This is a genomic window from Bradyrhizobium sp. AZCC 2289, from assembly GCF_036924615.1.
Classification (GTDB): Bacteria; Pseudomonadota; Alphaproteobacteria; order Rhizobiales; family Xanthobacteraceae; genus Bradyrhizobium.
In genome coordinates this window covers 2,946,752-2,971,341 of record NZ_JAZHRY010000001.1, presented here as the reverse complement: position 1 = coordinate 2,971,341, position 24,590 = coordinate 2,946,752, and the positions used below count along the sequence as shown (strand labels likewise).

Annotated in this window: 27 protein-coding genes and 1 pseudogene; 15 read left to right on the top strand and 13 right to left on the bottom strand. The window is 62.4% G+C overall.

Features of this window, described 5'->3' with window-relative positions; all coding sequences use genetic code 11:
* Nucleotides 1-171 precede the first annotated feature (171 nt).
* Nucleotides 172-963 (top strand): DUF2189 domain-containing protein, encoded by a 792-nt coding sequence (locus tag V1289_RS14355; protein ID WP_442896001.1) that lies wholly within the window; start codon nt 172-174, stop codon nt 961-963.
* Nucleotides 964-1,087: 124 nt separating this feature from the next.
* Here the strand turns inward: V1289_RS14355 and V1289_RS14350 are convergent, their stop codons facing one another.
* From V1289_RS14350 to V1289_RS14335, 4 genes are read right to left on the bottom strand one after another with little or no spacing between them, the layout of a single operon-like run.
* Complete coding sequence (locus tag V1289_RS14350; protein ID WP_334397548.1) at nt 1,088-1,600, bottom strand: SRPBCC family protein; 513 nt, start codon at nt 1,598-1,600, stop codon at nt 1,088-1,090.
* 32 nt (nt 1,601-1,632) lie between these two features.
* Nucleotides 1,633-2,100, bottom strand: a complete 468-nt coding sequence (locus V1289_RS14345) for an SRPBCC family protein (RefSeq protein WP_334397547.1) — start codon at nt 2,098-2,100, stop codon at nt 1,633-1,635.
* Nucleotides 2,093-2,560, bottom strand: coding sequence for an SRPBCC family protein (locus tag V1289_RS14340; RefSeq protein ID WP_334397546.1), 468 nt, complete (start codon nt 2,558-2,560; stop codon nt 2,093-2,095). Before V1289_RS14340 ends, V1289_RS14345 begins: the two co-directional genes overlap by 8 nt.
* Nucleotides 2,553-2,867: an ArsR/SmtB family transcription factor gene (locus V1289_RS14335; RefSeq protein ID WP_334397545.1), complete on the bottom strand. Its 315-nt coding sequence runs from the start codon at nt 2,865-2,867 to the stop codon at nt 2,553-2,555. Before V1289_RS14335 ends, V1289_RS14340 begins: the two co-directional genes overlap by 8 nt.
* A gap of 121 nt (nt 2,868-2,988) precedes the next feature.
* On the opposite strand from V1289_RS14335, the gene V1289_RS14330 reads away from it, so the two are divergent.
* From V1289_RS14330 to V1289_RS14315, 4 genes are all read left to right on the top strand, one after another.
* Nucleotides 2,989-4,434: an LVIVD repeat-containing protein gene (locus V1289_RS14330; RefSeq protein WP_334397544.1), complete on the top strand. Its 1,446-nt coding sequence runs from the start codon at nt 2,989-2,991 to the stop codon at nt 4,432-4,434.
* A gap of 11 nt (nt 4,435-4,445) precedes the next feature.
* Nucleotides 4,446-4,982: a hypothetical protein gene (locus V1289_RS14325; protein ID WP_334397543.1), complete on the top strand. Its 537-nt coding sequence runs from the start codon at nt 4,446-4,448 to the stop codon at nt 4,980-4,982.
* 324 nt (nt 4,983-5,306) lie between these two features.
* Nucleotides 5,307-6,623: a peptidase M15 gene (locus V1289_RS14320; protein WP_334397542.1), complete on the top strand. Its 1,317-nt coding sequence runs from the start codon at nt 5,307-5,309 to the stop codon at nt 6,621-6,623.
* A gap of 126 nt (nt 6,624-6,749) precedes the next feature.
* A complete protein-coding gene (locus V1289_RS14315) occupies nt 6,750-8,258 on the top strand; it encodes a L,D-transpeptidase family protein (protein WP_334397541.1) in 1,509 nt (502 codons plus the stop codon).
* A 141-nt stretch (nt 8,259-8,399) separates the two neighbouring features.
* On the opposite strand, the gene V1289_RS14310 is transcribed toward V1289_RS14315, so the two are convergent.
* Genes V1289_RS14310 through V1289_RS14295 form a run of 4 tightly spaced genes read right to left on the bottom strand, consistent with a single transcriptional unit; the run spans nt 8,400 to nt 12,229 of the window.
* Nucleotides 8,400-8,627 (bottom strand): hypothetical protein, encoded by a 228-nt coding sequence (locus tag V1289_RS14310; protein ID WP_334397540.1) that lies wholly within the window; start codon nt 8,625-8,627, stop codon nt 8,400-8,402.
* A 42-nt stretch (nt 8,628-8,669) separates the two neighbouring features.
* On the bottom strand, nt 8,670-10,211 hold the full coding sequence (locus V1289_RS14305) for a DHA2 family efflux MFS transporter permease subunit (protein ID WP_334397539.1): 1,542 nt from the start codon (nt 10,209-10,211) through the stop codon (nt 8,670-8,672).
* A 2-nt stretch (nt 10,212-10,213) separates the two neighbouring features.
* Complete coding sequence (locus V1289_RS14300; RefSeq protein WP_334397538.1) at nt 10,214-11,503, bottom strand: HlyD family secretion protein; 1,290 nt, start codon at nt 11,501-11,503, stop codon at nt 10,214-10,216.
* Nucleotides 11,504-11,560: 57 nt separating this feature from the next.
* Nucleotides 11,561-12,229 carry an isochorismatase family cysteine hydrolase gene (locus tag V1289_RS14295; protein WP_334397537.1) on the bottom strand — a complete coding sequence of 223 codons (669 nt, stop codon included), beginning with the start codon at nt 12,227-12,229 and terminating at the stop codon, nt 11,561-11,563.
* A 208-nt stretch (nt 12,230-12,437) separates the two neighbouring features.
* Here V1289_RS14295 and V1289_RS14290 point away from each other — a divergent pair, with 208 nt between their 5' ends.
* From V1289_RS14290 to V1289_RS14280, 3 genes are all read left to right on the top strand, one after another.
* Entirely contained in the window at nt 12,438-13,637 is a 1,200-nt protein-coding gene (locus V1289_RS14290) for a patatin-like phospholipase family protein (RefSeq protein ID WP_334407458.1), read from the top strand.
* A complete protein-coding gene (locus V1289_RS14285) occupies nt 13,634-13,861 on the top strand; it encodes a PRC-barrel domain-containing protein (RefSeq protein ID WP_334397536.1) in 228 nt (75 codons plus the stop codon). Before V1289_RS14290 ends, V1289_RS14285 begins: the two co-directional genes overlap by 4 nt.
* Before the next feature lie 179 nt (nt 13,862-14,040).
* Nucleotides 14,041-15,279: an NAD(P)/FAD-dependent oxidoreductase gene (locus tag V1289_RS14280; protein ID WP_334397535.1), complete on the top strand. Its 1,239-nt coding sequence runs from the start codon at nt 14,041-14,043 to the stop codon at nt 15,277-15,279.
* Nucleotides 15,280-15,580: 301 nt separating this feature from the next.
* Here the strand turns inward: V1289_RS14280 and V1289_RS14275 are convergent, their stop codons facing one another.
* Nucleotides 15,581-16,564, bottom strand: a complete 984-nt coding sequence (locus V1289_RS14275; RefSeq protein WP_334397534.1) for an ABC transporter substrate-binding protein — start codon at nt 16,562-16,564, stop codon at nt 15,581-15,583.
* A gap of 290 nt (nt 16,565-16,854) precedes the next feature.
* Nucleotides 16,855-17,118: a hypothetical protein gene (locus tag V1289_RS14270; RefSeq protein WP_334397533.1), complete on the bottom strand. Its 264-nt coding sequence runs from the start codon at nt 17,116-17,118 to the stop codon at nt 16,855-16,857.
* Nucleotides 17,119-17,214: 96 nt separating this feature from the next.
* Between V1289_RS14270 and V1289_RS14265 the strand changes: the two genes are divergently transcribed.
* Nucleotides 17,215-17,547, top strand: a complete 333-nt coding sequence (locus V1289_RS14265; RefSeq protein ID WP_334397532.1) for a reverse transcriptase domain-containing protein — start codon at nt 17,215-17,217, stop codon at nt 17,545-17,547.
* A gap of 90 nt (nt 17,548-17,637) precedes the next feature.
* Nucleotides 17,638-17,856: pseudogene (locus V1289_RS14260) on the top strand (transposase); the annotation flags it as partial.
* 29 nt (nt 17,857-17,885) lie between these two features.
* Here V1289_RS14260 and V1289_RS14255 read toward each other — a convergent pair.
* Nucleotides 17,886-18,554: a TetR/AcrR family transcriptional regulator gene (locus V1289_RS14255; protein ID WP_334397531.1), complete on the bottom strand. Its 669-nt coding sequence runs from the start codon at nt 18,552-18,554 to the stop codon at nt 17,886-17,888.
* A 426-nt stretch (nt 18,555-18,980) separates the two neighbouring features.
* On the opposite strand from V1289_RS14255, the gene V1289_RS14250 reads away from it, so the two are divergent.
* Both V1289_RS14250 and V1289_RS14245 read left to right on the top strand, forming a co-directional pair.
* A complete protein-coding gene (locus V1289_RS14250) occupies nt 18,981-19,598 on the top strand; it encodes a LysE family translocator (RefSeq protein WP_334397530.1) in 618 nt (205 codons plus the stop codon).
* An 84-nt stretch (nt 19,599-19,682) separates the two neighbouring features.
* On the top strand, nt 19,683-20,663 hold the full coding sequence (locus V1289_RS14245) for a DUF3592 domain-containing protein (protein WP_334397529.1): 981 nt from the start codon (nt 19,683-19,685) through the stop codon (nt 20,661-20,663).
* A gap of 129 nt (nt 20,664-20,792) precedes the next feature.
* Here the strand turns inward: V1289_RS14245 and V1289_RS14240 are convergent, their stop codons facing one another.
* Nucleotides 20,793-21,590, bottom strand: coding sequence for an N-formylglutamate amidohydrolase (locus tag V1289_RS14240; protein ID WP_334397528.1), 798 nt, complete (start codon nt 21,588-21,590; stop codon nt 20,793-20,795).
* Between the two features lie 104 nt (nt 21,591-21,694).
* Between V1289_RS14240 and V1289_RS14235 the strand changes: the two genes are divergently transcribed.
* From V1289_RS14235 to V1289_RS14225, 3 genes are all read left to right on the top strand, one after another.
* Nucleotides 21,695-22,585 (top strand): transglutaminase family protein, encoded by an 891-nt coding sequence (locus V1289_RS14235; protein ID WP_334407457.1) that lies wholly within the window; start codon nt 21,695-21,697, stop codon nt 22,583-22,585.
* A gap of 2 nt (nt 22,586-22,587) precedes the next feature.
* Nucleotides 22,588-23,400: a transglutaminase-like domain-containing protein gene (locus V1289_RS14230; protein ID WP_334397527.1), complete on the top strand. Its 813-nt coding sequence runs from the start codon at nt 22,588-22,590 to the stop codon at nt 23,398-23,400.
* A gap of 113 nt (nt 23,401-23,513) precedes the next feature.
* Nucleotides 23,514-23,912 (top strand): gamma-glutamylcyclotransferase family protein, encoded by a 399-nt coding sequence (locus V1289_RS14225; protein ID WP_334397526.1) that lies wholly within the window; start codon nt 23,514-23,516, stop codon nt 23,910-23,912.
* A 3-nt stretch (nt 23,913-23,915) separates the two neighbouring features.
* Here the strand turns inward: V1289_RS14225 and V1289_RS14220 are convergent, their stop codons facing one another.
* Complete coding sequence (locus V1289_RS14220; protein ID WP_334397525.1) at nt 23,916-24,470, bottom strand: chlorite dismutase family protein; 555 nt, start codon at nt 24,468-24,470, stop codon at nt 23,916-23,918.
* Between the last annotated feature and the right edge of the window lie 120 nt (nt 24,471-24,590).

The following is a 24,590-nucleotide window of genomic DNA, read 5'->3' as shown; positions in this document are numbered from 1 at the left end:
CACCCCAACCCTCCAAGAGCGAGCTTCGCTCCCTCGCCCCCGCAAGAGCGGGGCGAGGGAGCGCACCCCGCGTGTCGCGCGAGCGGAGACACCGAAACATTATTGACGCAGATCAATACGCTGTCATCGATGCCCTGCATCATCAAGAAAACAGATCGGGAGGGTGCGCCGATGACTTCGATGACTTCCTTGTCCGGCAAGATCGATCCGGTGGTGCGCCGCATCACATCCGCTGACATCGCCGAGGCGCTGGGGCAGGGCTTGCGCGATTTTCAGGCCGTGCCGCTTTATGGGCTGGCCTTCGGCGCGCTCTATGCCGGAGGCGGCATTGTGATCCTGCTCAGCCTGACCGCATTGGACATGATCTATCTGGCCTATCCGCTCGCAGCCGGATTTGCGCTGCTCGGTCCGTTTGTCGCGATCGGCCTTTACGAAGTGAGCCGCCGGCGCGAGGCCGCGCAGTCAATCTCCATGCGCGACATCTGGTCCACGGTCAGGTCACGCGGCGAGATCGGCTGGATGGCCTTGGTCACTGTGTTTTTCTTCGTGATCTGGATGTCTCAGGTGGGGTTCCTGATAGCATTGTTGATCGGGCTCAACGCCTCATTTTCCAATCTACGGGAATTTATTGCCATGGCGCTCACGACCAACGAGGGCCTGCTGCTTCTCGCCATCGGCAACGCCGTCGGCGCGGCGCTGTCGCTGATCCTGTTTTCGCTAACGGTCGTGTCATTCCCGCTGCTGCTCGACCGCGACGTCGATTTCGTCACCGCGATGGTCACCAGTGTGCGTGCGGTGGTGACGAGTCCTGTGCCGATGATCGGATGGGCCGCCGTCATTGTCGTCTTGCTGATCGTCTCGGCGCTGCCGTACTTTCTCGGACTTCTGGTGACGCTGCCGGTGCTCGGCCACGCGACCTGGCACCTGTATCGGCGCGTCGTCGCGCCGGTGGCGCTTTCCTAACCGTCATTTTTCCTAACCGTCATTCCGGGATACGGGCGAAGCCCGCAGACCCGGAATCTCGAGATTGTAGGAAAGAGATTCCGGGTTCGCGCTGCCGCGCGCCAGGGAATGACGAGCTTATACCCTACGGCGTCTTGATCCCCATTTTCTTCAGCGCGGCCAGCATCCGTTCCGGCGGCGCCATCTTGATCACCAGCGGCGTGCCGGTCTCCAGCACGCTCTTGAGGCTGGAGAGGATCGCGGGCCAGCCCTGGCGGCCGCCCGACAAAATGTCGTCGCTGAGCGGACGGTCATGCGATTGCAGCATCGTCAGCTTCACCGCGTCGCCGGCCTGCTCGATCTCGTAGGTCACCAGCGTCGGGCCGAGCTTTTCGATCAACTCCGGCCAGTTGACGTTGAACGTGATCGTCAGCTTCTTCGGCGGATCGCACTCGATCACCTCGCCGCTGATGTGCAGCGCTCCGTCAGGCGTGCGCACGATGTACGCGCCGCCGACCCTGAGATCGACCTCGACGGCATTGCCGAAAAAATATCTTTGGCTGAACTCGGCGGTCGTCAGCGCCTCCCACACCTTTTCCGGCGTTGAGGCGATGTAGATCGTGTAGACGATCGCGGGCTTGAAATCCCTGATGTTCATATCCGTTCGAATCCTCCGATAGATTTTCACGCCTACTCAGACCCGTTGATACCGAGCGCGGACACCGGGATCGCGATCGCCTTGCCTGTCTCCAGCAGGCTCTTGAGGCTCGACAGGATCGCGGGCCATCCTCTGGAGATGCCATCCAGAATCCTGCTGCCCGCGACAAAGCCTTCATGGGTGAGCGTCAGCTTTACGAATTGGCCGTGCGGTTCGATGTTGAAAACGACTTTGCTCGCCGGTTCGTTCCGCATGGCTTTGTCGAGCTGATGCTTGAAGGTGTAGGAGAGACGTCGTGGCCGCTCGGCCTCGAGAATCGCGCCCATGTCGGTGACGGCTCCATCCATCACCAGTGCCACGGGCGAACCGACCTTCCAGTCGGATCGCAGTTCGGTGCCGAACCAGTAGCGTTTTGAGAATTCGCTCGACGTCAGCGCGTCCCACAATTTCTCCGGCGTGGTCTCGATATAGGTGACGTAGATGAATTCCGGCTTATGCACAGCTCACCTCCTTGGCGCCGCTCGCAAGATCGGCCGGCAATGGACGTCCGGTTTCCAGCACGCTCTTCAGGCTCGCGATCACCATCGGCCAGCCGCCGGAAATGTCGCGCAGGGTCTTGCCGCCTTCGTCGAGATTGTCATGCGTCACTGTCAGCTTGACGACGGTGCCGCGCGGCTCGATGTCGAAGGTCACGCGCGAGGTGCGTTCGCGCTTCGCTTCGGCCGAGCACGGATCCCAAGTGTAGGCGAGTTTCTTCGGCGGATCCGAGATCAGCACCTTGCCCTCGACGCTCGGCTTGCCCTGGCTGGCGAATTTGTAGGGCGAGCCCACCTTCCAGTCGGACGTAACGCGATGGCCGAACCAGTAGCGCTCGGTGAAGTCGCCGTCAGTCAACGCATGCCAGAGTTTTTCTGCCGTGGTCTCGATATAGGTGGTGTAGACGAATTCGGGTTTACTCATCGCGCTTCTCCAACTGCCGTTTCAATTCGCTGAGCGCGGCGAGCTTGCCGCGCTCGAATTTCTTGATCCACCGCTCGCCGATCTGATGGATCGGCACCGGGTTGAGGTAATGCAGCTTCTCGCGGCCATGCCTGTAGGTGGTGACGAGGTTGGCCTCTTCGAGAATCCCAAGGTGCTTTGTGACCGCCTGCCGCGTCATGGCGAGGCCGTCGCACAATTCGTTCAGCGTCTGTCCGTTTTTGGCGTGAAGCCTGTCCAGCAGAGATCGCCGTGAGGCATCCGCCAGTGCTTTGAAGACTTCATCCATGGGTTCGATAATAGGCAACCAAATGGTTGCATGTCAAGAGCGTGTTTTTGGTCCGCGCGTCGGGCCGTGCTATCGTGTTGTCAGCCAACAGAGATTGGCGTTGAACTTGGGGTGGAAAAGCATGGGTGGTCGCGTCAAACTTGCGGTGTGGGTCTCGATTTCGTTGTTTGCATGCGCCGGTGGCGCCCATGCGCAGAGCCAGGTGGTCGGCGCGCCGCCGGAAGCTTCGAATATGAAGCTGGTCGGCTATAATGATTTGCAGGCGCGCAGCGCCTATCAGCCGACCATCCATCATCAGGGCGACCGCTGGATCGCCTATATCGGCCATCACGGCGGCACCGACGATATTCCGGCGCCCGTCAATCCGCAGACCGGAAAGGCCGAGCCCAACGGCACCTCGATCGTCGACGTCACCGATCCCACGCAACCGAAATATCTCCGCCACATTCCGGGTCAGGAAGGCAAATACGAATCCGGCGGCGCGCAGATGGTGCGGGTCTGCGACGGCAAGGATCTGCCCAAGGGCGATCGCAACGCGGTCTATATGCTGCGCACCTTTGGCGGCGAGGCCCATGAGATCTGGAACGTCGCCGATCCCGCCAATCCGGTGCTGATCACAAGGATCGCCGGACTGAAGGACACCCACAAGAACTGGTGGGAATGCGACACCGGGATCGCGTTTCTGGTTTCCGGCGCGCCGGACTGGCGCACCCGCCGCATGACGCAGGTCTATGACCTCTCCGATCCCGCGCACCCCGTGAAAATCCGGGACTTCGGTCTGCCCGGCCAGGAGCCGGGCTCGACCGGCGCGGTGCCGACCGAGGTGCACGGGCCGATCTCGACGGGACCATCGGGCAACCGCGTCTATTTCGGCTACGGCACCAACAAGGGCGGCTTTCTGCAGATCGTCGATCGCGACAAGCTGATCAATGGGCCGAAGGAGCCGACGCCCGAAAATCTCCGGTTGCCCGAGATTGCGCGGATGCCGATGTCGGCGCTGAACGGCGCCCACACCACGTTCCCGATGCTGGGCATGCCGATCGCCGAGTTCGCCAGGGACAAGGACGGCAAGAACCGCGACATCGTGATGATCGTCGACGAGGCGATTCTGAACGAATGCAACGAGCCGCGGCAGATGGTGTGGTTCGCCGACGTCACGGTGGAGAGCCGCCCGATGATGATCTCGAGCTACACCGTGCCGGAGGCGAGCGGCAATTTCTGCGATCGGGGCGGGCGGTTCGGCTCGCATTCCTCCAACGAGAGCATGGCGCCGGTCTATTACAAGAAGATGGCGTTCATCGCCTTCTTCAATGCCGGCGTCCGCGCGCTCGACATCCGCGATCCCTATCACCCCAGGGAAGTCGGCTATTTCATTCCCTCAATCACGGCCGCGACCGACAAGCGCTGCGTCACCATCGACGGCAAGGATCGCTGCAAGGTCGCGATCCAGACCAACAATGTCGAAACCGACGATCGCGGTTACGTCTATATCGTCGACCGCGCCAATACCGGCCTGCATGTTCTGGAATTGACCGGTCCGGCGCGGACCGTCGCCGGCCTGCCATGACGGAGTGAACGATGCGCGTCTGGCCGGCAATCACGGTTGTGGCTCTCGCGCTCGGCGCCTTGTCCGGCGGCGCGGCCTACGAGAATGCTAGCCCGCGCGCCGGCGGCTGGCTGGAGATCGCCTGGCCGTTTCCGCGCGACGGCTGGCCCGCGGGCCGCGCCTTCCGGTGCGGTGCCTGCGGTGATGCGGTCGAAGTCTATGTCCGGCCGAAAATCGGCTTCTGCAATTGCGACAGCGGGGTTGCCGATGACGATGAGGTCGACCGCGTCGCCGATCTCGACCTGATGAGCGAGCGGTTTGCGCCGCGCGAGGCGGGGAGGGTGGTCCGCGTCGCCGACATGCCCGGACGCATCCGGACCTATGATTTGCGCATGGCGGATGGATCGCAGCGAGCCGCGGTCGGCATCGCCGTGTCGCGGCGCTGCGATCTGCTGGTCGCGGTCGCGCAGGGCCGCGGCGAAGCGGCGGAAGTGCGCCGCGCGGCGCTGGAGTTTCTTGGCTCAAGTAAGATGACAAGTTGGATGACAGCATCGATGGAAGGTCGTTGAGGCGCGCGTCCTTCCTTCTCCCCTTGTGGGAGAAGATGGCATAGGCGGCCTTCCGGCCGCCGTCTCTTAGAACGCCGATGCTTTGCATCGGCTATGGCGCCGGATGAGGGGTCTCTATCCGCCCACAAGGGGGAGAACGCGCCGCTTGCATCGGAGAATGCACAACAATTGCTTCCAAAACGCCCGTTGCATTCGGGCAACACCTTCCGGAAAAGCAAATGACCGGCGGTTTGCGTCATTACGTGCCCATATTTGATCCGAAACATCAGCCCCGTCGCATTGGCTGTTCAACACGGCTCAAATGGAGCCTTTGGAGGCGACCGGATGACGAACGCGCGGCGATTTCCGACGGCGGGGGTAGCGTTGTGCGGAACGGTGGTTCTCGCCAGCTGGGTCGTCGGCTCGCTGGCTGTCCTCGGTTCCGCCAGCTTCGAGAACGCCGGTGCGGTGCCCGCCGCGGACCGCCGAGCTCCAACTCTCACGGCCGGCGCCGAAGTAGCGGACGCCCGCGAGGCGACCGCAACAAGCAACGCCGTTGTCGCTAACGCCGAGGCGGCGACGGCCGCCGAACCGGTGATGCAGACGGCCGCCGACAAGACGGCGGCCCCGGACAAACCTGAGCCGACTGTCGAGGCCGCGTTGCCGGATTCGTCGCAGAAGCAGTCGCTCGAAACGCCGCCCGTGCAAGCGGTGACGGTTGCCGAACCGGTGATGCAAGCGGCCGCCGACACCAGGGCGGTTCCGGATGAGCCGAAATCGATCATCGATACCGCCTTGCCTGATGCTTCACAGAGCCCGCCGCACGAACCACCGCCCGTGCAGGTCGCGATGGCGAGCACGTCCGATCCGGCGCCAAACGACGTCAAGGACGCCGGGAGCTCCCTCGAAATCGTCGACGAGTGCCTGGTGCCGGATATCTGCATCGACCGGTATTTGTGGGCGCTCTACCAGCGGACGCCCAAGGAGGACACCAACAAGGTAGAGGAGCGGAGGAAAGTGACCGTCAGGCGGAAGGGCAAGACGGTGACCGTCACCAGGAGCTTTACCACGCTCGTCGATGCGGACTTCACGTGGAAGGATCCGAAGGCGGCGGAAAAAGCCGGCATGGCGCTGATGGACTACGTGATCGGAGGCATGGACCGGAGCTTCAAGCTGAAGCTCTATCATGCGCTTCGCGCGGCGGAAGAGGCCGGGCTGTCGCCTGGCATCACCAGCGCGTTCCGCGATGACTACCGTCAATCGATCGCAAGCGGCCTGAAGGCGGCGAATGACAGGTCATATCATGGCGGGAGTTCTCGTGGCGGCTATGGTCACGGGCTTGCGGCTGATGTCGTGAGCGTCAAAGGCGCGACGCGGGCGCAGCGATGGACCTCCACTGAAAGCTTCTGGAAATGGATCGATGCACACGGCAACGAATTTGGAATCGGGCGCCCGTATCTCGATCGAGATCCGCCGCATCTGGCACCGATCGACGGCAAGGAATATGCCGCTCACCACGGCGGGACGAAAGCCCAACACGCGGAATCGAATGCCAAGAAGCGCACCCGGCTGGCTGTGCGGGACCATCACGGCGTGATCCGGACCACGTCGGCTCATCCTCGCAAAGCGGACCTGCTCGTTGCAGCTCAGGTCCGGAAATGACCCGGATGTATGGACCGGCTGTGCGGTGCAAGAGGCTTTGATCGACGCTAAGTCCGACCGAATGGCGTTACATTTATGAATCTACTTGATCACAACCTGGCCTAGAGCCGATCAGATGCGATGCGCATGACCTCGAGTTGTGTGAAGTGGAACGGCGAGAGGCGACTGCGGCCCGGGCATCTTGCCATTGTGGCTCTCGTCGTGCTTATCGCGGCCGGAGATCATGCCATCGCCAGAAGCGGTCAGAGCGAACGCTCGGTCGATTCGATCGAGTCGCGCACCGCCGGCGATCCGATCATGGCGATCGTTTCGCTGCGCGACCAGCGGATCACGGTCTACGACGCCAAGGGCTGGATCCTGCGGGCGCCGGTCTCGAGCGGCCAGAAGGGACGCGAAACGCCCGCCGGAATCTTCAGCGTCATCGAGAAAGAGGAGGATCATTACTCGAACCTGTATGACGATGCCTACATGCCGCACATGCAACGCATCACCTGGTCAGGCATCGCACTCCACGGCGGTGTCCTGCCCGGCCATCCGGCGTCCCATGGCTGTGTCCGGATGCCCTACGACTTCGCCGCACGCCTGTTCGACGCGACTGCGGTGGGCATGCGGGTCATCGTGGCGCCAGGCGACGTGGCGCCCGTCGAGCTTACCCATCCGGCTCTGTTCCAACCCAAGCCCGGTGCCGCCGCTTTGGCCGCCGCCCGTACCGCAGAGGCCCAGGAGGCGGCGAAGAAAGCCGCCCAGGCGAGGCTCGCCGCGGGGACGGCCGCCCGGGAGGCCGCGCGGGCCACGGCGCCCGCGCGCGCGGCAGAAAATCTGAAGCTCAAGGCCGAGGCGAAATTGGCCGCCACCGAGACTGCACTTGGTTCTGCCAACTCGCCGGAGGCAAAAGAGCAGGCCGAGGGCGCCAAGGCGCAGGCCGTCGCCAGGGCCGCGGAGCTGCAAGTGCAATGGGATGCCGCCAAGGCGGATTTGCAATCGAAGCTCGATGCCGTCACCTCTGCGCGTGAAGCCGCCGTCGCTGCGGAGACTGCGCGGGCCGCGGCGGCCGAGGCGGCGCGCCAGGTCGCGCGCGAACGCGAGCCGGTATCGGTGTTGATCAGCCGCAAGACCCAGCGGCTTTATGTCCGGCGAGCGTTTGAACCCATCTTTGAAAGTCCGGTCACGATCGCAGATCCCGATCGTCCAATCGGTACGCATGTCTTCACCGCCAGCGAGGACTCGAGCGACGATGCCCACTTGCGATGGAGCGTCGTCTCATTGGGCGGCGAACGTCCGCCCGGCGGCACGGTTGAGCCACACGGCCGGGCGCGCGGGAGTAGTGGCCGCGACGTTGAGCCGGTGCCGACGGACTCCGACAACGCGAAGGCCGCGCTCGACCGCATCGTCATCCCGCAGGACGCATTGGATCGCATCGCCGGCGTGGCGCCGCGATCTTCCCTGATCATAACGGACGAGCGGTTGAGCCCGGAAACCGGCAAGGGCACGGAATTCGTGGTGCTGTTGAGCGGCGAGCCGCAAGGAGGCATCACCAGCCGGCGACGCGGTCCGAGGAGCGATTTCCGCTACGCGCGCCCACGCGGAGCGCCTTTTTGGCACACGCCCTTCGGGAGTGCTTTTTCCAGCTGGTGAGTCCGTTCTTCTCGCGGCAACTCCGCTCAGCGAAATCGGACTTCGGGTCGAGCGCATCCCACAAGGGGAGAGAGCAGCAGGGCACGCTTTCCATCTCAGCGCCTCACGTCGCCGCGTGCATCGCACTGACGCGGTCGTCGGCTATTGCCCGTGGCTGACCAGCACGTCGCGGCACGCGGGAGAAAGCTTCGGACGATTTTCCTTGAGGCAGGCCAGAATGGTGAAGTCGCCCTGATCCATCAGCTTGCGGCAGAAACGCTGCACGTCGCGGGTGCATGCCTGTTGCTCCTGCTCCGAGCCGCTATGAGCCAGGGCGCCCGTCGAAACCGGGACAGCCAGCAGGATGAGCGCCAAGAGAACTTTGTACATTGTGTTGTTTCCTTCATGCTTCGGACAATTCCCGAACGCCGTTCATTCCATCACCATCGAATGGTCGTTTTCGCCGGACGCAGGCGCGCTCCGCAGCAGCAGGACGAGGGGAATGGCGGCAAGCGCGAGGATCATCATCAACTTGAAATCGTCGATGTAGCTGATGATGGAAGCCTGCGTTTGGATGGCCTGATCGAGCGCCGCGCGTCCGCTTGCGGTCCAGGGACTCATGGCCTGCCGCACAATGCCGCTGTCGAATGCGTGATTGAATGCCGTGACATGGCTCGCGATGGTCGCGTGATTGACCTGATTGTTTCTGATCAGCAGATAGGAGACGACCGATATCCCGACGCTGGATCCGACGTTACGGGACAGGTTGAACAGACCGGTGCCGTCCGCCCGCTGCTCGGGCGCTAGTGTGGCGAAGGTGACGGTGTTGAGCGGAACGAACAGGAATCCAAGTCCCGCTCCCTGGATGAAACCGGTCACTGCGATCGTCCACTGCGAGACGTTCGGATTCCATCCGGTCATGTCGTACATCGCCCAGGCGGTCAGCAGCAGGCCAATCAGGATCAGTAGCCTGGTATCGATCCGTCCGACGAGGCGCCCGACCAGGAACATGCAGGCCATGGTGCCGAGGCCGCGCGGGCCCATGACGATACCGGCGGTCACCACGGGGTAGCCCATCAGGGTCTGCAAATAGGGCGTCAGCAGCGCCAGCGATGCCAGATAGGTTATCCCGACGATGAAGATGAACAGCACCCCGACCGAGAAGTTTCGATCGAGAAACAGTCTGGGATTTACGAAGGAATTTTTCGCCGTAAAGGTGTGGACGAGGAAGATGTAAAGTGCCGATGCGCAGACGACCGCTTCGATCAGGATTTCGAAGGAGGAGAACCAGTCAAGTTGCGCGCCCCGGTCCAGAAACACCTGCATGGCGGCAATGGCGAGGCTCAAGCTGCCAAATCCGAGCCAGTCGAGCTTCGCTGCCGCGCTGGTCTTGGTCTCTCTCAGAAAGAACGATATGCCGGCGAAGGCGAGCACTCCCAGGGGCACGTTGATATAGAATACCCATCGCCAGCTGTAGTGGTCGGTCAGCCAGCCGCCGATCACCGGTCCCAGCACCGGCCCCACCATCACCGATACGCCGAACAGAGCCATCGCAGACCCGCGTTCTTCAACCGTATAAATGTCGAGCAGAACGGACTGGCCGAGCGGAACCAGCGCCGCGCCGAAGAACCCTTGCAGCAACCGGAACGCCACGATCTGGACCAGCGATTGCGCGATGCCGCACAGCACGGATGCCAGCACGAAGCCGACGACGGCCGTCATCAGGACGCGCTTGCGGCCGAACCTGTTGGCAAGAAACCCCGATGGCGGGGTCATGATGGCCGCGGCCACGATATAGGAGGTCAGCACCCAGTTGATCTGATCCGCGCTCGCCGACACGCTGCCCTGCATATAGGGAAGCGCGACATTGGCGATTGTCGTATCCAGCGCCTGCATGATCACGGCGAGGATGACGCACAGCGTAACCGCGGGCCGGTTGATCGGTCGCGGAGCATTTGCAGCGGCATCCGCCATGCTCAGCTTCCTGACCCGAACAGACTGGTGACGAAACTGGGAAATCCGCGCGCATGGCCGGTGTCGACATTCACCTCCACGCTCATGCCGACGCGCAGCGGTGGCTTGCCGGGGGCATTCTTGACCAGGACGCGCATCGGAATCCGTTGCACGACCTTAACCCAGTTACCGCTGGTATTCTCGGCCGGAAGCAACGAGAAGCTCGAGGCGGATGCCGGACTGATGCTGTCGACGGTTCCGGCCCAGCGCTCGCCCGGATAGGTATCGACGTCGACCGTGACTTTCTGTTCGGGTTTGACGTAGGTCAGTTCGGTTTCCTTCGGGCTCGCCTGAACCCAGACGTGATCCGTCGAGACGATGTTGAATGCGACGGCTGCGGCGGCAAGATACTGGCCGGGCTGCAGCGACGGCACGTTGGTCACAATGCCGGCGAAGGGCGCCCGCACGATGGTGTGCGCAAGCCGGCGCGCAGCCTCATCGCGCGCGGCCAATGCATCCTTGTATCGCGGATGATCCTCGATCGGCGCGTCGGGATTGCCGTTGAGGTTCGCGGCGATGCCGGCGAGCTGCGCGTTCAGCGAAGCAAGCTTCTGCTGCGACCCTTGAAGCGTATTGCGGGCGGCATCGAAGGTGGCCCTTGGCGTGAAGTTGTTGGCAATCAGCTGCTCCTGGCGCTGGAAGTTGACCATGTTGAAGTCAACATCTTTCTGTGCCTGTTCAACCTGGGCCTGCAGGTTGCGGTAACTGGCCTGCAGCGCAACGAGATCATTTCGCGTATTTCCGATCTGGGCCTCGGCGCGATCCTGCGCGAGCCGAAACTGCAGATCGTCGAGCTTGAACAGGACGTCGCCCTTCGCGACCTTCTGATTGTCGTGAACCGAGACTTCACGGACGATTCCGGACACGTCGGTAGACAACCCGACCATGTCGGCCTGCACATAGGCATTGTCCGTCGACATCACCGCGCCGCCGGTCACATAAAAATATCCGCCGACGACGAGCGCCGCGGGCAGCAATGCGAACATCAACGGCCGCCGCAGCGATCTTTTCGACGTCACGGAACCGGCCGCCGCAGCGGCGAGGGGTGGTTCAGCCGATGGCCTCGCCTCGAGCTTGCGATCGTCTGGCCGGGTTTTCAGTTCCGGCTTTGCAGCCTCGCCTGCGCGTGACGCACCCTTGGCCTCAGGCAGAATGCGCGTCAGACGATAGATCTTATCCTCAGGACCGTGGGGGCCGCTTTGCTCGGCGCCGGCGCTGTGGAATTTCGGATCGATTTCGTTCGGATTAGCCATGACTTGCTCTTTCTCTTCCTGCCGTCCGCGCATCACATGCGTCAGTTAGGTTTCGCGTCAGGCTCGCGTTCTTTCCGTCGAGGACGGCGAGAGCGCCTGCCGGTGCGGTGGATGCGGAGCAGTGACGGCGTCTACCGCCCAGCCCCCGGTGGCCTGCGCGACTGCCGCCGCCGTCGTGATGGTGGCCTGCCGCGGAAAGACCTTCTCCAGCAGCACCCGATGCGCTTCCTCGTCGCCGTCCGAGCAGCAATCGCCGACGACCAGCAGTGTGTAGTCCGCGTCGGCGGCATGGCGCAGGGTCGAGAGTACGACGCCGCTGGTGGCGATCCCCGTCAGGATCAGGGTGTCGATGCCGTTGGCACGCAATATCAGGTCGAGATCGGTCCCGGCGAAGGCACTCACCCGATGCTTGGTGACGACGATTTCCTCGGCCAGCGGCGCGACGGCGGGATGGATCTTCACATTTTCGGCACCCGCGGCGAATGCGCCCGAGGCCTTGAGCCCGTTGAACGTCGCATTTCGTTCGCTGACCTCCGGATAGCCGGCGCGGAAGCCGACGACCACATAGATCACCCGCATCCCGGCTGTGCGCGCCGCGGCAATCAGCTTCGCCGTCCGATCGAGCAGCGCCTCCGCACCGGCGGCATAGTTGTCGACGATCAGCGTCTGGAAATCCATGACGAGCAGCGCACTCGTCCGGCGATCGATCGAAAGATTGTCTGCCATTGCTGGTCCTGTTCCTGCTCGCGGCGTGATGGGTGCGGGGCGTTGCAAGCGCCCGAGCCTGGCAATGGCCGGTTCCGCGACCGGTGCGCGCAATCCGCCCTTTAAGACTAACTTTACAAGTCGCGTTCATAACGCTAACCATGCGGAAACCAAACCGTATCGTATTGTTTATATAATCCAGATCCGGGGAGCTGACAAGAGGCGGGAAATGGTCAAGTGCTCCTTTCGCCAGTTGCTTGTCCGGCCATTCGCGCTGTTGGCTGCAATGTTGATTCTTGCCGGCTGCAGCTCCCTTCCGCGAACACCGTACACCGCATCCAATGCGGCAGCCTCGACGGTGTTGGACCTCAGCGAACTGCGGAGATATGCGGACGAGCCGGCATCGAGGTTTCTCAGCACAGATGTGTATCCTCGAGCTGGCCCGGTCAGCTATCTTGCATTGTCGGGAGGTGGCGCCGATGGCGCCTTCGGCGCGGGGGTGTTGAATGGCTGGTCTGCGGCGGGGACGCGCCCCACATTCTCAGCGGTTTCGGGGGTGAGCACCGGTGCCCTGATTGCACCATTTGCATTTCTCGGCCCGGCCTACGACGTGACGTTGCGCGAGATCTATACCAGCGGCATCGCTGAAAGCCTGCTCAACACCCCAAGCATCGTGCGCGCGGTTTTCGGATCTGGCCTGTTTGGCAACACCCATCTGCGCGAGCTCATTGCCCGCTATGTCGGCCGCGACATGCTTGCGGCAATCGCCGCCGAAAATGCCAAGGGCAGAAAGCTCCTCGTCGTAACGACCAATATCGATACGCAACGCACCGTCATCTGGGATATGGGCCGCATCGCCGCGATCGGGTCCACCCAGGCGCTGGATCTGTTCAGGGATGTCCTGGCCGCGTCCGCAAGCATCCCGGTGGTTTTCCCGCCGATGCTGATTGACGCGGAAGCGAACGGGCATCGCTTCCAGGAGATGCATGTGGATGGAGGCGTGACGGCGCCGGTCTTGACGCTGCCGGAAGCATTCCTGTCGCGAAACGGAGCGCTCGCCAGAGGGCTGCGGATGAACATCTACATCCTGGTAAATGATAAAGTGGAGCGGGACTTCCAGCTGGTGCCGAACAGCACGATCGACATTGCCGCGCGCGCTTCGGCTTCCGTCACAAAGACGCAAATCCGCTCGGTTCTCTATGGGACGTATGACTTCGCCCGCCGCAACAGCCTCGGATTCAATCTGACTTACATCGACAAGGATGTTCCCTCGCCAGGCTCATTCGGTTTTGAAACAGGCTATATGCGTTCGCTTTATCAATACGGATATGACAAGGCGAAAGCCGGTGATTTCTGGGCGAAGGCGCCGCCGTCCGATGGTTCCTTGCTGGGCGGCTTTCGTTATCGAAGATCGGCTGTGTCGCAATGACAGGCGGCGCCGCCACGACCGCTGTGAAGCGTCATGCGTTGACGATCCTCCACGCCTTGGAGGAGGCGGACGCGCAGCTTGTGGGCAAGGCCGTGGTCCTCACCGACGGAACGGCGGGAACCGTGGAGGCCATCTGGCTTGACGATCTCCACGGCCTGCGAATCTCCATCAAGGGACACCCTGGAAAGCGGCCTGTTTCAGCGCTCAAATTCGCGCAAGGCTAGGCCGTGAAACCATAAATTGAGAGTGGTCGGCGGACGTCCGCTTTGGTGCGCATTCCGGACTCAAGTCCGACATTACGGCACTTCCGAAAAGTGCCAATATCGGAAGTCCAGCTCGCCTGGTGGGCTTGATCGCGTGCAGACGATCAGCAATAGTTCCTCGGCATGACAGGGGGGCTCGCATGCGTCACTCAGAACCCGACGTTGTCATCGTCGGTGCAGGGATTGCTGGCGGTGCGCTAGGCACTGTGCTGGCGCGCGCCGGCTTCGAGGTGGTGCTGCTCGAGCGCGAAAACAGCTATCCCGATCGAGTGCGCGGCGAGTTTATGGCGCCATGGGGTGTGACCGAGCTCGCGAAGCTCGAACTCTTGCAGCCACTGCGCGAGGCAGGTGCGCTGTTTACCAGGCGCAATATCCCTTATGACGAGATCTTCGCGCCGGCAGAGGCTGAGGCGCGAGCGTTCGATCTGACGAAGATGCACGCAGAAGGGTTCGGTGCCCTCTGCCTGGGCCATCCCGCGACCTGCGATATTTTCGCGCAACTTGCCACGACCTCGGGCGCCAGCGTCCTGCGCGGCACTGGCGACATATCGGTAACATCGGGATCACGGCCGATCGTCAGCTGCGTACACGACGGCGCGAGCCTCGAATTCCGGCCACGCCTTGTGATCGGCGCCGATGGACGCAACTCAAGTGCGCGCAAGAATCTCGGCTTCAAGGTGAATGCGGACAAGCCGCGCAATCTGCTAGGCGGCATGCTAGTCAAAGGCGTACCGTCCTGGCCACGCGACATGCAAGTGATCGGCGTCGAGGACCGCTTCCACTTCCTGGTGTTTCCGCAGGGTGACGATCTCCTTCGCCTCTATGGCACCTATCACTTCGCAGACAAGTCGCGTTTCGATGGTCCGGATCGCCGCGCGAAATTGATTGATGCGTTCAGAAGGCTCACCTGCCTGCCCTATGCCGAGGCGATCGCCGCATCAACTCCGATCGGTCCCTTCAACTCGTTCTCCAACGAGGATCACTGGATCGACGATCCGACGTGCCCGGGCGTAGTGTTGATCGGAGATGCTGCCGGCCACAATGATCCGATCATCGGCCAGGGGCTCTCAATTGCGCTGCGCGATGTGCGCCTGGTCAGCGAGATTCTGGGCGAGGCCAAGGCGGCGGGGCGGGAGCCCGACTTCAGGCCTTATGTGGAGGAGCGCGCCGAGCGAATGCGGCGGCTTCGCATCACGGCCCAGGTCGTGACCACGCTCCGCGTCGAGTTCGGTCAGGAAGCGCGCGAGCGACGCGCGCGAGTTGGAAAGCGCGTGGCGGCGGGCCAGCTTGCACCGCTGCCGGCGAGCCTGATCGGTCCGGAACGCCTACCGGCCGAGGCTTTCTTGCCGGAGACGATCGAGAAACTGCTGGCGTCCTAAAGCTCGGCCCATGTTCTGACCGCGCGTTAGCGCCTCATACAAGCCAGATCCATGATGGCCCGGAGCACAACACGCTCCAATCTGAGGCCGGATACATTGATGCATTGATGCAAGACCGCCGCCGCCAATTCGACGAAATCTTCTTGCAACGCACGGCCGCACCATACATTGGGTCATTCGCGTCGTTTTGAGCGTGCGCAATCCACTTCCGGTCTACCCCGATAACCAGACATTCTCAGAGGGAGTCGGCATGTCTCAAAGGTGCCAGCAACGGACTCATGCACCGCAGCAAACATACTCTCTATTCGATCACCTCGTCGGCGCGGGCGAGCAGCGTGGGTGGCACGGTGAGGCCTAGCGCCTTGGCTGTCTTGAGATTGACCGACAGGAAAATTCGCGTTGGCTGCTCGACTGGCAGATCAGCGGGCTTTGCTCCGTCAAGAACCTTCTTCACAAAATAAGCGGAGCGACGGTAGTTCTCACGCCGCGAAGAGCCATAACTGATCAAGCCTCCGGCGCTGGTGAGGTCGGAGTCGGTCGAAACGACAGGAATCCGGTGTTGTAGCTGCAGCGCTGCGATACGCACCCCCAAATCCAGGGTAGCGGCATCGGGTATGACCAGGACCGCGTCGGGTCGTTGCACGGCGATCGCATCGAAGGCAGTGTCCAACTCGCCCGGCGTCTTTACCGAGAAATCTTGGACTTTGATAGCAAGGGGGCTGGCCTCAACACGCACCTTATCCAAGAAAACCGCGTTCGAGGGGTTTGCTGGATTGAACAAGACCGCAATTGCGGTCGCATTCGGAAGCACGGTATGCAGAAATTCCAGCAGCTTCGGTGTTACGTCCTGGTTCAGTGTGGCTACGCCGGTCGTGTTGGCTCCGGGCCGCGCTAAACTTGCCACCAGACCGCTACCTGCCGGGTCATTGATGTTTGCCAGGACGATCGGGATAATGGAGGTGGCGCGCTGCGCCGCGCGGCCTGCGGCGATCGTGGTGACTATGATGACGCGAGCGCCCTGTTCAGTTAGTTCGCGCGCGTATGCGGCGAAGCGTTCATAGTGTCCCTCCGCCCAGCGCGGTTCGAGCACAAAGTCTTTGCCCTCGACCAATCCATTTTCGCGCAAGCCTTGCCTTACCGCTTCTATGAGCGGCAGGCTCGTGTCAGCGGCACCGGCGCCCATGAAGCCAATGCTCGAAGGCTTTTGCTGCGCGCTGAGCGGCAGCGGCCAAAGAACAGGCGATGCGGCCCCGCCGACCAGCATAATGAACTCGCGTCGCTTCATCACTAATCCCGCCCCGATGTTCTCAACCGAAGCGTTAACAAATTTTCAGCACAAGTCCAAGCGGTCGGATGTCCGAGTTGGGTCATTCGCGACGGTTTGCACCTGAGCCGGTGACTTCCGATCTACCCCAATGAACGGACATCGCAAGACCGGCCCGACTCGTCCGGGTTGTGCCATAAGCAGGCTTCCGTTCTCCGAGAACAGAAGAATTGCTAATCACAAAATGTAAACGGGTCACGAACCTGGCTTGCCGTCTGCCGCGCCAAGGTCGTGACCCGCAAGCAAGTGCTTTACCGCCGCACTCCAACGCGATTGACGCCGCCATTTAAATTGCCACCGGCGTTATGACGGACCGCAGCGCGCGCCACCGGACGAGGCCTGAGCACGACGCCGGCCCTCGCCACGCAACCGTGCGGATACTCAACGTACTGACAGTAAACTACGGCCCTAGCCGGTGCTGGACTGAGAGTGACACCTGCAAGCCCCAACATGAGGCTGGCCGCAACTCCCGTAACTGTCACTGACTTAGTCGAGAGACTCTTCGTCCGATGCATGGTGATCCTCCTTATCGCAAGCGAACCGAAAGGTGATGGAGCCGCTTCAGGCGCGGTCAAACTTATTGTGAGTGGCAAAGGATAGGTGATGTTGACGTGGATCAACGCTGGGTGCGACGTCGGGCTAGGTTTGCCCAAGTGCCAAGCCATGCACCCGACTGTCGGTTTTGGGTCTATGCCGACGACCTCGTGATCTTGTGCCGGAGAGGCAAAGCCGAAGAAGCCTTGCAGCAACTGCGCAAGATCATGAGCAAGCTGAAGCTAACGGTCAACGAGGAGAAGACACGAATCTGCAAGGTACCGGAAGAGGAGTTCGACTTCCTGGGATACTCGTTCGAACGGATGTACTCAGCGAGAACCGGCCAGGCGCGCCTGGGGTACCGGCCCCATTCGCGTCGATTTCGGCATGTCTGGCGCATGTCCGGTTAGGAGGTAATCTCGGAAATGCGATTGTCCCGTTTTGCCGGTTGAAGGCATCGGTTTGGACGTGATTCAAGCGCCCAACCCGGGCCTCGAACCATGCGGTATGAACTCACGGACTTTGAATGGGCTGCCATCAGGTCGCTGCATCCGAACAAGCCGCGTGGCGTTCCCTGCGTTGACGACCGGCGCGTCCTGAAGGGTATCTTTTGGGTCTTGCGCTCAGGTGCTCCCTGGCGCGATCTGCCGGATGCCCGTGGCACCACTTGCTGCAATCGCTTCGTTCGTTGGCGGGAGGCAGGTGTCTGGGACCGCATTTGGATGCGCTGGCCGCCGGTTGTCGGCCTCTAGCGAGGCCTCACGCCGTTCAGGAACAGTTTGACGGCGGCCTCTCTCCGTTGTTCCTGAATCTTTGGACGGGTGGCGATGCCGTGGTGTTTGTCGGTATTCCCCAGCACAAGGCTCAGGAACAGGTCGGCCGCAATTGCGGGATCGTCAACCTTGATCTGGCCGCGGTCGGCAAACTGCTGAAGCAGGATTGCGACGGCCCGAACCCCACGCAGCCAACCCTCTTCATATCCGAGCTTTGCAACTTCCGGAAACTGGACGGCCTGCGCCGCAAGCGTTCGGCGCAGCATGACCACCTCAGGTGTCGTAGCGTGGGCCAACAGGTGCCGGCTAAGATCGTGCAGCGTCGTCTCTACGCTCCTGGGGTTGACCCTGGCGGCCTCGGCGGCCGCCGACAGCGGAGCAAGCCAGCGTTGGATCGTGGCTCGCAGCACGGCCGTGAACAAATCGCGCTTGTCACGATAACGGGCGTAGACGGTCGGCTTGCTGATGCCGGCGGTTTCCGCGACCGCATCGATCGACGTGCAGTCAAAGCCGCGCTCCATGAACAGCTTTGTTGCGACATCGAGCAAGCGCGCGTCACGCCGCGCGGCCTCCTCACGGGTGGGGCGGCCGCCGCTCGCGCGCCGGGCAGGGCGCGTCGCCGCCATCGTTGCTTCCTTCGCCATCCAAAGCCCCTTGTCAGCCCGCCGAAGTTGGATTATGTAAACGATACAGTTTAGTTTTATCAGAATCGAATATCAATGCTCTTCGTAACATGAGTCCAAAGCGCCGAATACCCGCGCGCCCGGCGGAACCGGCCACAACGGGAGGATATCGTCAGAACATGTCGCTGAACCATGCCTGAAACGGCTTTCCACCGCTCACCGTTAGCGTCGGCGAACAACCCCCGCCCCCAAGAGCGGTCGCCGCGCGAGAGCCGCCGAGCAGCCCCCTCGGCGGCTCTTCAAGGAGGGGCAGGATGGGCCTCTGCCGGAGCGCCAATCCGAGCGCTCATTTCCGCTAGGCTTTCCCGGACAGAGATGGAGCAATCTTTCCCTGGCGATGCGATCGTGCATAATCGAAGGATCGTTTGAACCCCGCGCGAGTCTCTCATGTCCCTTCAAGCCTATCTCGCCTTCGTCGCCGCCTGCATCGCGCTGGCGCTGCTGCCGGGGCCGATCGTCACGCTTGTTATCGCCAATGGCCTGCGGCACGGCACCCGCGCGGCGCTGACCAATGTCCTCGGTGCCCAGGCTTGCCTTGCGATCGTGATCGGCGTCGTCGCGATCGGGCTGACCTCGCTGATGGCGACGATGGGCTACTGGTTCGACTGGGTGCGCTTCGCCGGTGCCGCCTATCTGGTTTGGCTCGGCTTCAGGCTCATTCGTTCGCCCGTCGAAGGCGTCAGCACGGATGCACTGCCGCCGCCGCCGCGCGGCGGCTTCTTCCTGCAGGGCTTTCTGGTGCTGCTCTCTAACCCCAAGGTGCTGGTGTTCTTCGGCGCCTTCATTCCGCAATTCATGGACATGAGCAAGCCGCACTTCCCCCAGGTGGCCCTGCTCGGTGCCACCTTCATGGTGACAGCCGTGATGAGCGACATGCTCTACGCATTGCTGGCCGGCCGCGCGCGAAAGTTCTTTTCGGCGCGCCGGACGCGGCTGGTGTCGCGGATTTCCGGCGGCTTCATGATCGGCGGCGGCATCTGGCTGGCGCTGACGCGGGCGCGGTAAACGCTCAAATTGAACCATTCGCCGCCTCGGCCCGTCTGAGCAAGGGGGCGGATTTCGCCGTCCGGTCTTCTCTGGGGAAAATCCGTGCCTGATCTGCCGTGGTACGTCTACGCGATGCTGCTTGCGCCGCTCGCGCTCGTCCTGTTTGCCGCGGCCTACAAGACGCTGCAGGTGCGCGCTATCAGGGAATGGCCGTCGACGCCGGGCAAAGTCTTCATCTCGAATTCCGAAGTGCGGGATGTCAGGGTGCTCGACGATTCCCGGGAAGACAATTACCGGATCGAACGGCGCAACTTCGCCAACATCGTTTACCAATATTCGGTCGCCGGCAAGCAGCTGCGCAACAACCGCGTCGGTATCGGCGAAGACCGCGGTAATTTCGAGGTCGCGGAGACCATCGCGAAATATCCGGTCGGCACCGATGTCACCGTCTTTTACAATCCGCTGCATCCCAACGAGGCCGTGCTCGAGCGCGACCTGCCGAAGGGTCTGTGGGGCTGCCTCGGGATCGGGACAGCGGTCGTGCTTGGAATCGTGTTCGGCGGCGTGTTCGGTCTCAATCGACTGACCGCATTCGTCTCCACCCGGCTGGTAAATCCCAAATTTTCTCCGATGGTCGTCGTATTCGGCGCCTTCGGGCTCGTCATCGCGCTGTTTGCGCTCGCGATGCGGCGGCAGTCGCAACTCGCGAAGCATTGGCCGGTCGTGCCGGGGACCATCAAGATGTCCGACGTCCAGCAATACCGCAACGCGCCGACACGAAACGGCGTGCGTGGAGAAGTCATGTATCAGCGGCAGGCGTCGTTCGCTTACAGCTACAACAACGTTGCCTACACCTGCATCGAGGGCAGCCTTGCCACCGGCGCCAATTCGACCTCGGGCTGGCTGATGCGCAAATTCACCACGGCCTATCAGGACGGCGCCGGCGTGAACGTCTATGTCAATCCGGCCAATCCTTCCGAAGCGACGCTCAACCCGCGCGGCGGCGCCTTTATAATCTGGATTCTGGGGCTGCTCGCGCTGGCGTTCTGGGGACTGGCCTATTTCGTCGCGACGCGAGGTTAGAGCGGTGGCCTCATGGTTCGAGACGCGCGGCCTTGCCGCGCTCCTCACCATGAGGGTTTAACACCTCATCCTGAGGAGCACGCGTCAGCGTGCGTCTCGAAGGATGAAGCCACTGAACTGGATGATACGCTAAATCAGCCGCTCCGCGCGCAGTATCGGTTCGATCTCGGCAAAAATCCGCGCCAGCCGGTCGGCCCAGGATTTCTCGCCGGCCGCATCGGAAATCAGGTCCTGGCGAATTTCGATTCCGGTGTTCATCAGCCCGCGCATCTCGCCGTGCACCGGGATCGTGTAATCGGTCTCGTCGCTGACCGCATAGGGCTCGTTGTCGCCGACCACGAGATCGGCCTCCGCGCGCAACAGTTTTAACAGTCGCGGCGCCAAATGCGTATCGCGATGATACAGCGTGCCGATGTGCCATGGCCGCGCGATCCCGGCATAGACAGGCGTAAAGCTGTGCAACGACACCAGCACCGTCGGCATGCCCGCATGCAGGCGCTGATCGATGATCTCCTCGATGCGCTGGTGATAGGGATCGAAAATTTGCATGCGCCGCGCCTCCGCTGCCGCGCGCGCGAGACCATCGTTGCCGGAAATCATGGTGGCTTCGCTGATCAGCGGGATCGAGCCTGCGGCATGCGGCGGGCGATTGCAGTCGATCACCAGCCGCGAATAGCGCTGCGCGATCAGATGCGCGCCGAGTTGGCGCGACAGCGCCTCGGCGACACCGGCGATGCCGATGTCCCAGGCGATATGGCGCGTCAGTTCGCGCTCGGTGAGGCCGAGATCGCCAAGTTGCATCGGAATCAGCCGGCCGTAATGGTCACAAGTGAGCAGAAACGGCGAACGCCCCGCCGCATTATGTTCATGGATCGGGGGAACATCTTCGTGACCCAGAAGTAGTGTTGTGTCGCTGGCGTTGTCCAAGAGCCTTTTCCTCAACTTTGCCTATCGAATCGGCATACCGACCTTAAAAATGAGCAGGGTTCGGTATAGATTAGCCGGCCCAAATTCACGATGATTGTTTGACGATGCCGCTCCTGACGATTCATCACAAGACCGTATATCGCTATGCCCACCCGGTGGCGTTTGGCGAACACCGCATCATGCTGCGCCCGCGTGACGGCCACGATCTGCGCGTGCTGTCCGGCAGCCTCGAGATCGAGCCGCAGCCGATGTCGCTGCGCTGGATCCACGACGTGTTCGGCAACAGCGTCGCGATCGCGACCTTCGACGAGCGCGCCGAAACGCTGTCGTTCACCTCGACGGCGACGGTCGAGCACAATCCGGCCGAGGAATTCGCGCTGACCGCGGACGATCCGGCCTATTTCTATCCGTTCCTCTATGACGACGAGGAATTTCCCGACCTGCAGCAGTTCATCACGCCGCAATATGGCGATCCGAACGGCGAGCTGTCGCTCTGGGCGCGCGGATTTCTCGACGCCGACGGACCGACGCCGACCTTCAATATCCTGAGCGGCATGACCCACGGCATCCGCGAGGCCTTCACCTATCGCAAGCGGCACGAGCAGGGCACCCAGCATCCGCTCGACACGCTGCAGACGGGATCGGGCACCTGCCGCGACTATGCACTGTTCATGATCGAGGCGCTGCGGCGGCTCGGCATCGCCGCGCGCTTCGTGTCGGGATATCTGTTCATTCCGGGCGACCGCGCCCACGGCTATGTCGGCGGTGGCTCGACGCATGCGTGGGTGCAGGTCTATCTGCCGAGCGCCGGCTGGATCGAGTTCGATCCGACCAACGGCATCGTCGGCACCCGCGATCTGATCCGCGTCGCGGTGGCGCGCGATCCGCGGCAGGCGATCCCGCTGCACGGTGCCTATCTCGGCTCGGCCGACGCCTTCGTCGGCATGGAGGTCTCTATCAACGTCGTCTCGGTCGGCGAAGCGGAGAAGGTATAGCCATGGAGATCAAGGTCGGCTTCGAGATTTCCTATGCCGCCGTACAGCCGACGCCGATGGTGATCATGCTCGGCATTCATCCATCGCGCTTTGCCGATATCGTCGGCACCGAGCGCATTGTCGCCGAGCCCAACGTGCCGATCGGATTCTACCGCGACAGCTTTGGCAATGTCTGCGGCCGCCTGGTGGCGCCAGCCGGCGGCGTCACCTTTCACGGCCATGCGGTGGTGCGCGATTCCGGCCTGCCCGATGTGGTGATGCCGACCGCGCAGCAGGTGCCGATCGATCAATTGCCGGACGAACTGCTGCTCTATCTGATGCCGAGCCGCTATTGCGAGACCGACAAGCTCACCGATATCGCCTGGTCGCTGTTCGGCACCACGCCAGCCGGCTGGGCGCGGGTCCAGGCCATCGTCGATTTCGTCCACAACCACGTCACCTTCGGCTACGAGCACGCGCATTTCATGAAATCGGCGCATGACGTCTACGAGCAGCGCGCCGGCGTGTGCCGCGATTTCGCGCATCTGGCGCTGACCTTCTGCCGCTGCATGAACATCCCGGCGCGCTATTGCACCGGCTATCTCGGCGATATCGGCGTGCCCAGGGATCCGGCGCCGATGGATTTTTCCGGCTGGTTCCAGGTCTATCTGTCCGGCCAGTGGTACACCTTCGACGCCCGCCACAATCATCCGCGCATCGGCCGCATCCTGATGGGCACCGGCCGCGACGCCGCCGACGTCGCGCTGACCACGAGCTTTGGCCGGATGGACCTGGTGAAATTCGTCGTCGTCACCGACGAGGTCGTGCCGGCGTGAGCAAAACCCTCCGTCATTGCGAGGAGCGAAGCGACGAAGCAATCCATTCTTGAGCCTCTCGCCGCCGCCATGGATTGCTTCGCTTCGCTCGCAATGACGGGTATAGAACTCCCATGATTTCAGATCGTCTCTTCGTTTACGGCACGCTGATGCGCGGCTTCGACCATCCGATGGCCAAGCTGTTGTCGCGCAGCGCCGACTTTCTCGGCGCAGCGCAGTGCCGCGGCCGGCTCTATCTCATCAAGCATTATCCGGGGCTGGTGCTGTCGGACGATCCCACTGAGGTCGTATTCGGCGAATTGTATCGCCTGCGCGAGCGCGACGCCTTGCTCGGCGAGTTCGACATGTATGAGGCCTGCGGCGCGGGTTTTCCCGAGCCGACCGAATATATCCGCGCGATGCTGCCGCTCACGCTGGACGACGGCAGCACGGGCGAGGCGTGGACCTATGTCTACAACTGGCCGGTCACCGGCCTGCCGCGCATCGCCTCGGGGAAATTTCTGGAGGGGTAGGTCTCACCCCTCCTGCACCACGCGCACATCGACCTCGCGCTCGACGTAGGTCCACTCCTCGGTGGCGCGCAGCGTCCGGACCAGTTCCTCGAAATCGGCGGCGTGCTCGGGCGCGTATTCGAACCAGGTGAGGAAATCGAAGGGCTCGCCGAGGTCGCGACAGTGGAACAGCTGGCGCGCGATCGCGGGCAGATATTTCAGGCTGGCGGCAATGTGCTGCGACTTGTCCTCGAAGATGCGCCGCCGTTCGTCCTGGGTCAGCTCCCACCACGCACTCGATTTCCGGATCGGGATCAGCGCCGCGTGCGTGGCCTCAGGGCGTCCGAGCCCGGCCTGGACGGCGGCAAGCTGTTCCTGCTCGGCGCGCTCGGTATAGCGCAGATGGCTGGCTGTGCCGGCCAGCCGCCACGCGGTCGCCGAGGGCAGGATCGGCAGCGCAATGGCCTCGGAATTAACCACCGACATCGCCGGCACGCGCGGCAGCGTCTCGCCCTTCACCCGCGAAATCGAGGTGATGCGCCAAGCCCCGCTCTGGCCGCCCCGGAAGGTCGTGAACATGGCGCCATCGAAGCGCGGAACCGGGGGAGGCGCAAGCATTACTCTGTCATTCCGGGATGCGCCCTCTTGGGCGCAGGCCCGGAATCCATAACCACGATAATGAGTATGGATTCCGGGCTC

What these genes read in the sequence shown, in the direction of transcription:
- V1289_RS14355 (WP_442896001.1), top strand. Translation starts at nt 172, where the DNA reads ATGACTTCGATGACTTCCTTGTCCGGCAAGATCGATCCGGTGGTGCGC.
- V1289_RS14290 (WP_334407458.1), top strand. Translation starts at nt 12,438, where the DNA reads ATGGTCAAGTGCTCCTTTCGCCAGTTGCTTGTCCGGCCATTCGCGCTG.
- V1289_RS14315 (WP_334397541.1), top strand. Translation starts at nt 6,750, where the DNA reads ATGACCTCGAGTTGTGTGAAGTGGAACGGCGAGAGGCGACTGCGGCCC.
- V1289_RS14320 (WP_334397542.1), top strand. Translation starts at nt 5,307, where the DNA reads ATGACGAACGCGCGGCGATTTCCGACGGCGGGGGTAGCGTTGTGCGGA.
- V1289_RS14235 (WP_334407457.1), top strand. Translation starts at nt 21,695, where the DNA reads ATGCCGCTCCTGACGATTCATCACAAGACCGTATATCGCTATGCCCAC.
- V1289_RS14310 (WP_334397540.1), bottom strand. Translation starts at nt 8,627, where the DNA reads ATGTACAAAGTTCTCTTGGCGCTCATCCTGCTGGCTGTCCCGGTTTCG.
- V1289_RS14330 (WP_334397544.1), top strand. Translation starts at nt 2,989, where the DNA reads ATGGGTGGTCGCGTCAAACTTGCGGTGTGGGTCTCGATTTCGTTGTTT.
- V1289_RS14270 (WP_334397533.1), bottom strand. Translation starts at nt 17,118, where the DNA reads ATGCATCGGACGAAGAGTCTCTCGACTAAGTCAGTGACAGTTACGGGA.
- V1289_RS14300 (WP_334397538.1), bottom strand. Translation starts at nt 11,503, where the DNA reads ATGGCTAATCCGAACGAAATCGATCCGAAATTCCACAGCGCCGGCGCC.
- V1289_RS14335 (WP_334397545.1), bottom strand. Translation starts at nt 2,867, where the DNA reads ATGGATGAAGTCTTCAAAGCACTGGCGGATGCCTCACGGCGATCTCTG.
- V1289_RS14325 (WP_334397543.1), top strand. Translation starts at nt 4,446, where the DNA reads ATGCGCGTCTGGCCGGCAATCACGGTTGTGGCTCTCGCGCTCGGCGCC.
- V1289_RS14295 (WP_334397537.1), bottom strand. Translation starts at nt 12,229, where the DNA reads ATGGCAGACAATCTTTCGATCGATCGCCGGACGAGTGCGCTGCTCGTC.
- V1289_RS14230 (WP_334397527.1), top strand. Translation starts at nt 22,588, where the DNA reads ATGGAGATCAAGGTCGGCTTCGAGATTTCCTATGCCGCCGTACAGCCG.
- V1289_RS14285 (WP_334397536.1), top strand. Translation starts at nt 13,634, where the DNA reads ATGACAGGCGGCGCCGCCACGACCGCTGTGAAGCGTCATGCGTTGACG.
- V1289_RS14280 (WP_334397535.1), top strand. Translation starts at nt 14,041, where the DNA reads ATGCGTCACTCAGAACCCGACGTTGTCATCGTCGGTGCAGGGATTGCT.
- V1289_RS14220 (WP_334397525.1), bottom strand. Translation starts at nt 24,470, where the DNA reads ATGTTCACGACCTTCCGGGGCGGCCAGAGCGGGGCTTGGCGCATCACC.
- V1289_RS14275 (WP_334397534.1), bottom strand. Translation starts at nt 16,564, where the DNA reads ATGAAGCGACGCGAGTTCATTATGCTGGTCGGCGGGGCCGCATCGCCT.
- V1289_RS14350 (WP_334397548.1), bottom strand. Translation starts at nt 1,600, where the DNA reads ATGAACATCAGGGATTTCAAGCCCGCGATCGTCTACACGATCTACATC.
- V1289_RS14255 (WP_334397531.1), bottom strand. Translation starts at nt 18,554, where the DNA reads ATGGCGAAGGAAGCAACGATGGCGGCGACGCGCCCTGCCCGGCGCGCG.
- V1289_RS14250 (WP_334397530.1), top strand. Translation starts at nt 18,981, where the DNA reads ATGTCCCTTCAAGCCTATCTCGCCTTCGTCGCCGCCTGCATCGCGCTG.
- V1289_RS14340 (WP_334397546.1), bottom strand. Translation starts at nt 2,560, where the DNA reads ATGAGTAAACCCGAATTCGTCTACACCACCTATATCGAGACCACGGCA.
- V1289_RS14305 (WP_334397539.1), bottom strand. Translation starts at nt 10,211, where the DNA reads ATGGCGGATGCCGCTGCAAATGCTCCGCGACCGATCAACCGGCCCGCG.
- V1289_RS14225 (WP_334397526.1), top strand. Translation starts at nt 23,514, where the DNA reads ATGATTTCAGATCGTCTCTTCGTTTACGGCACGCTGATGCGCGGCTTC.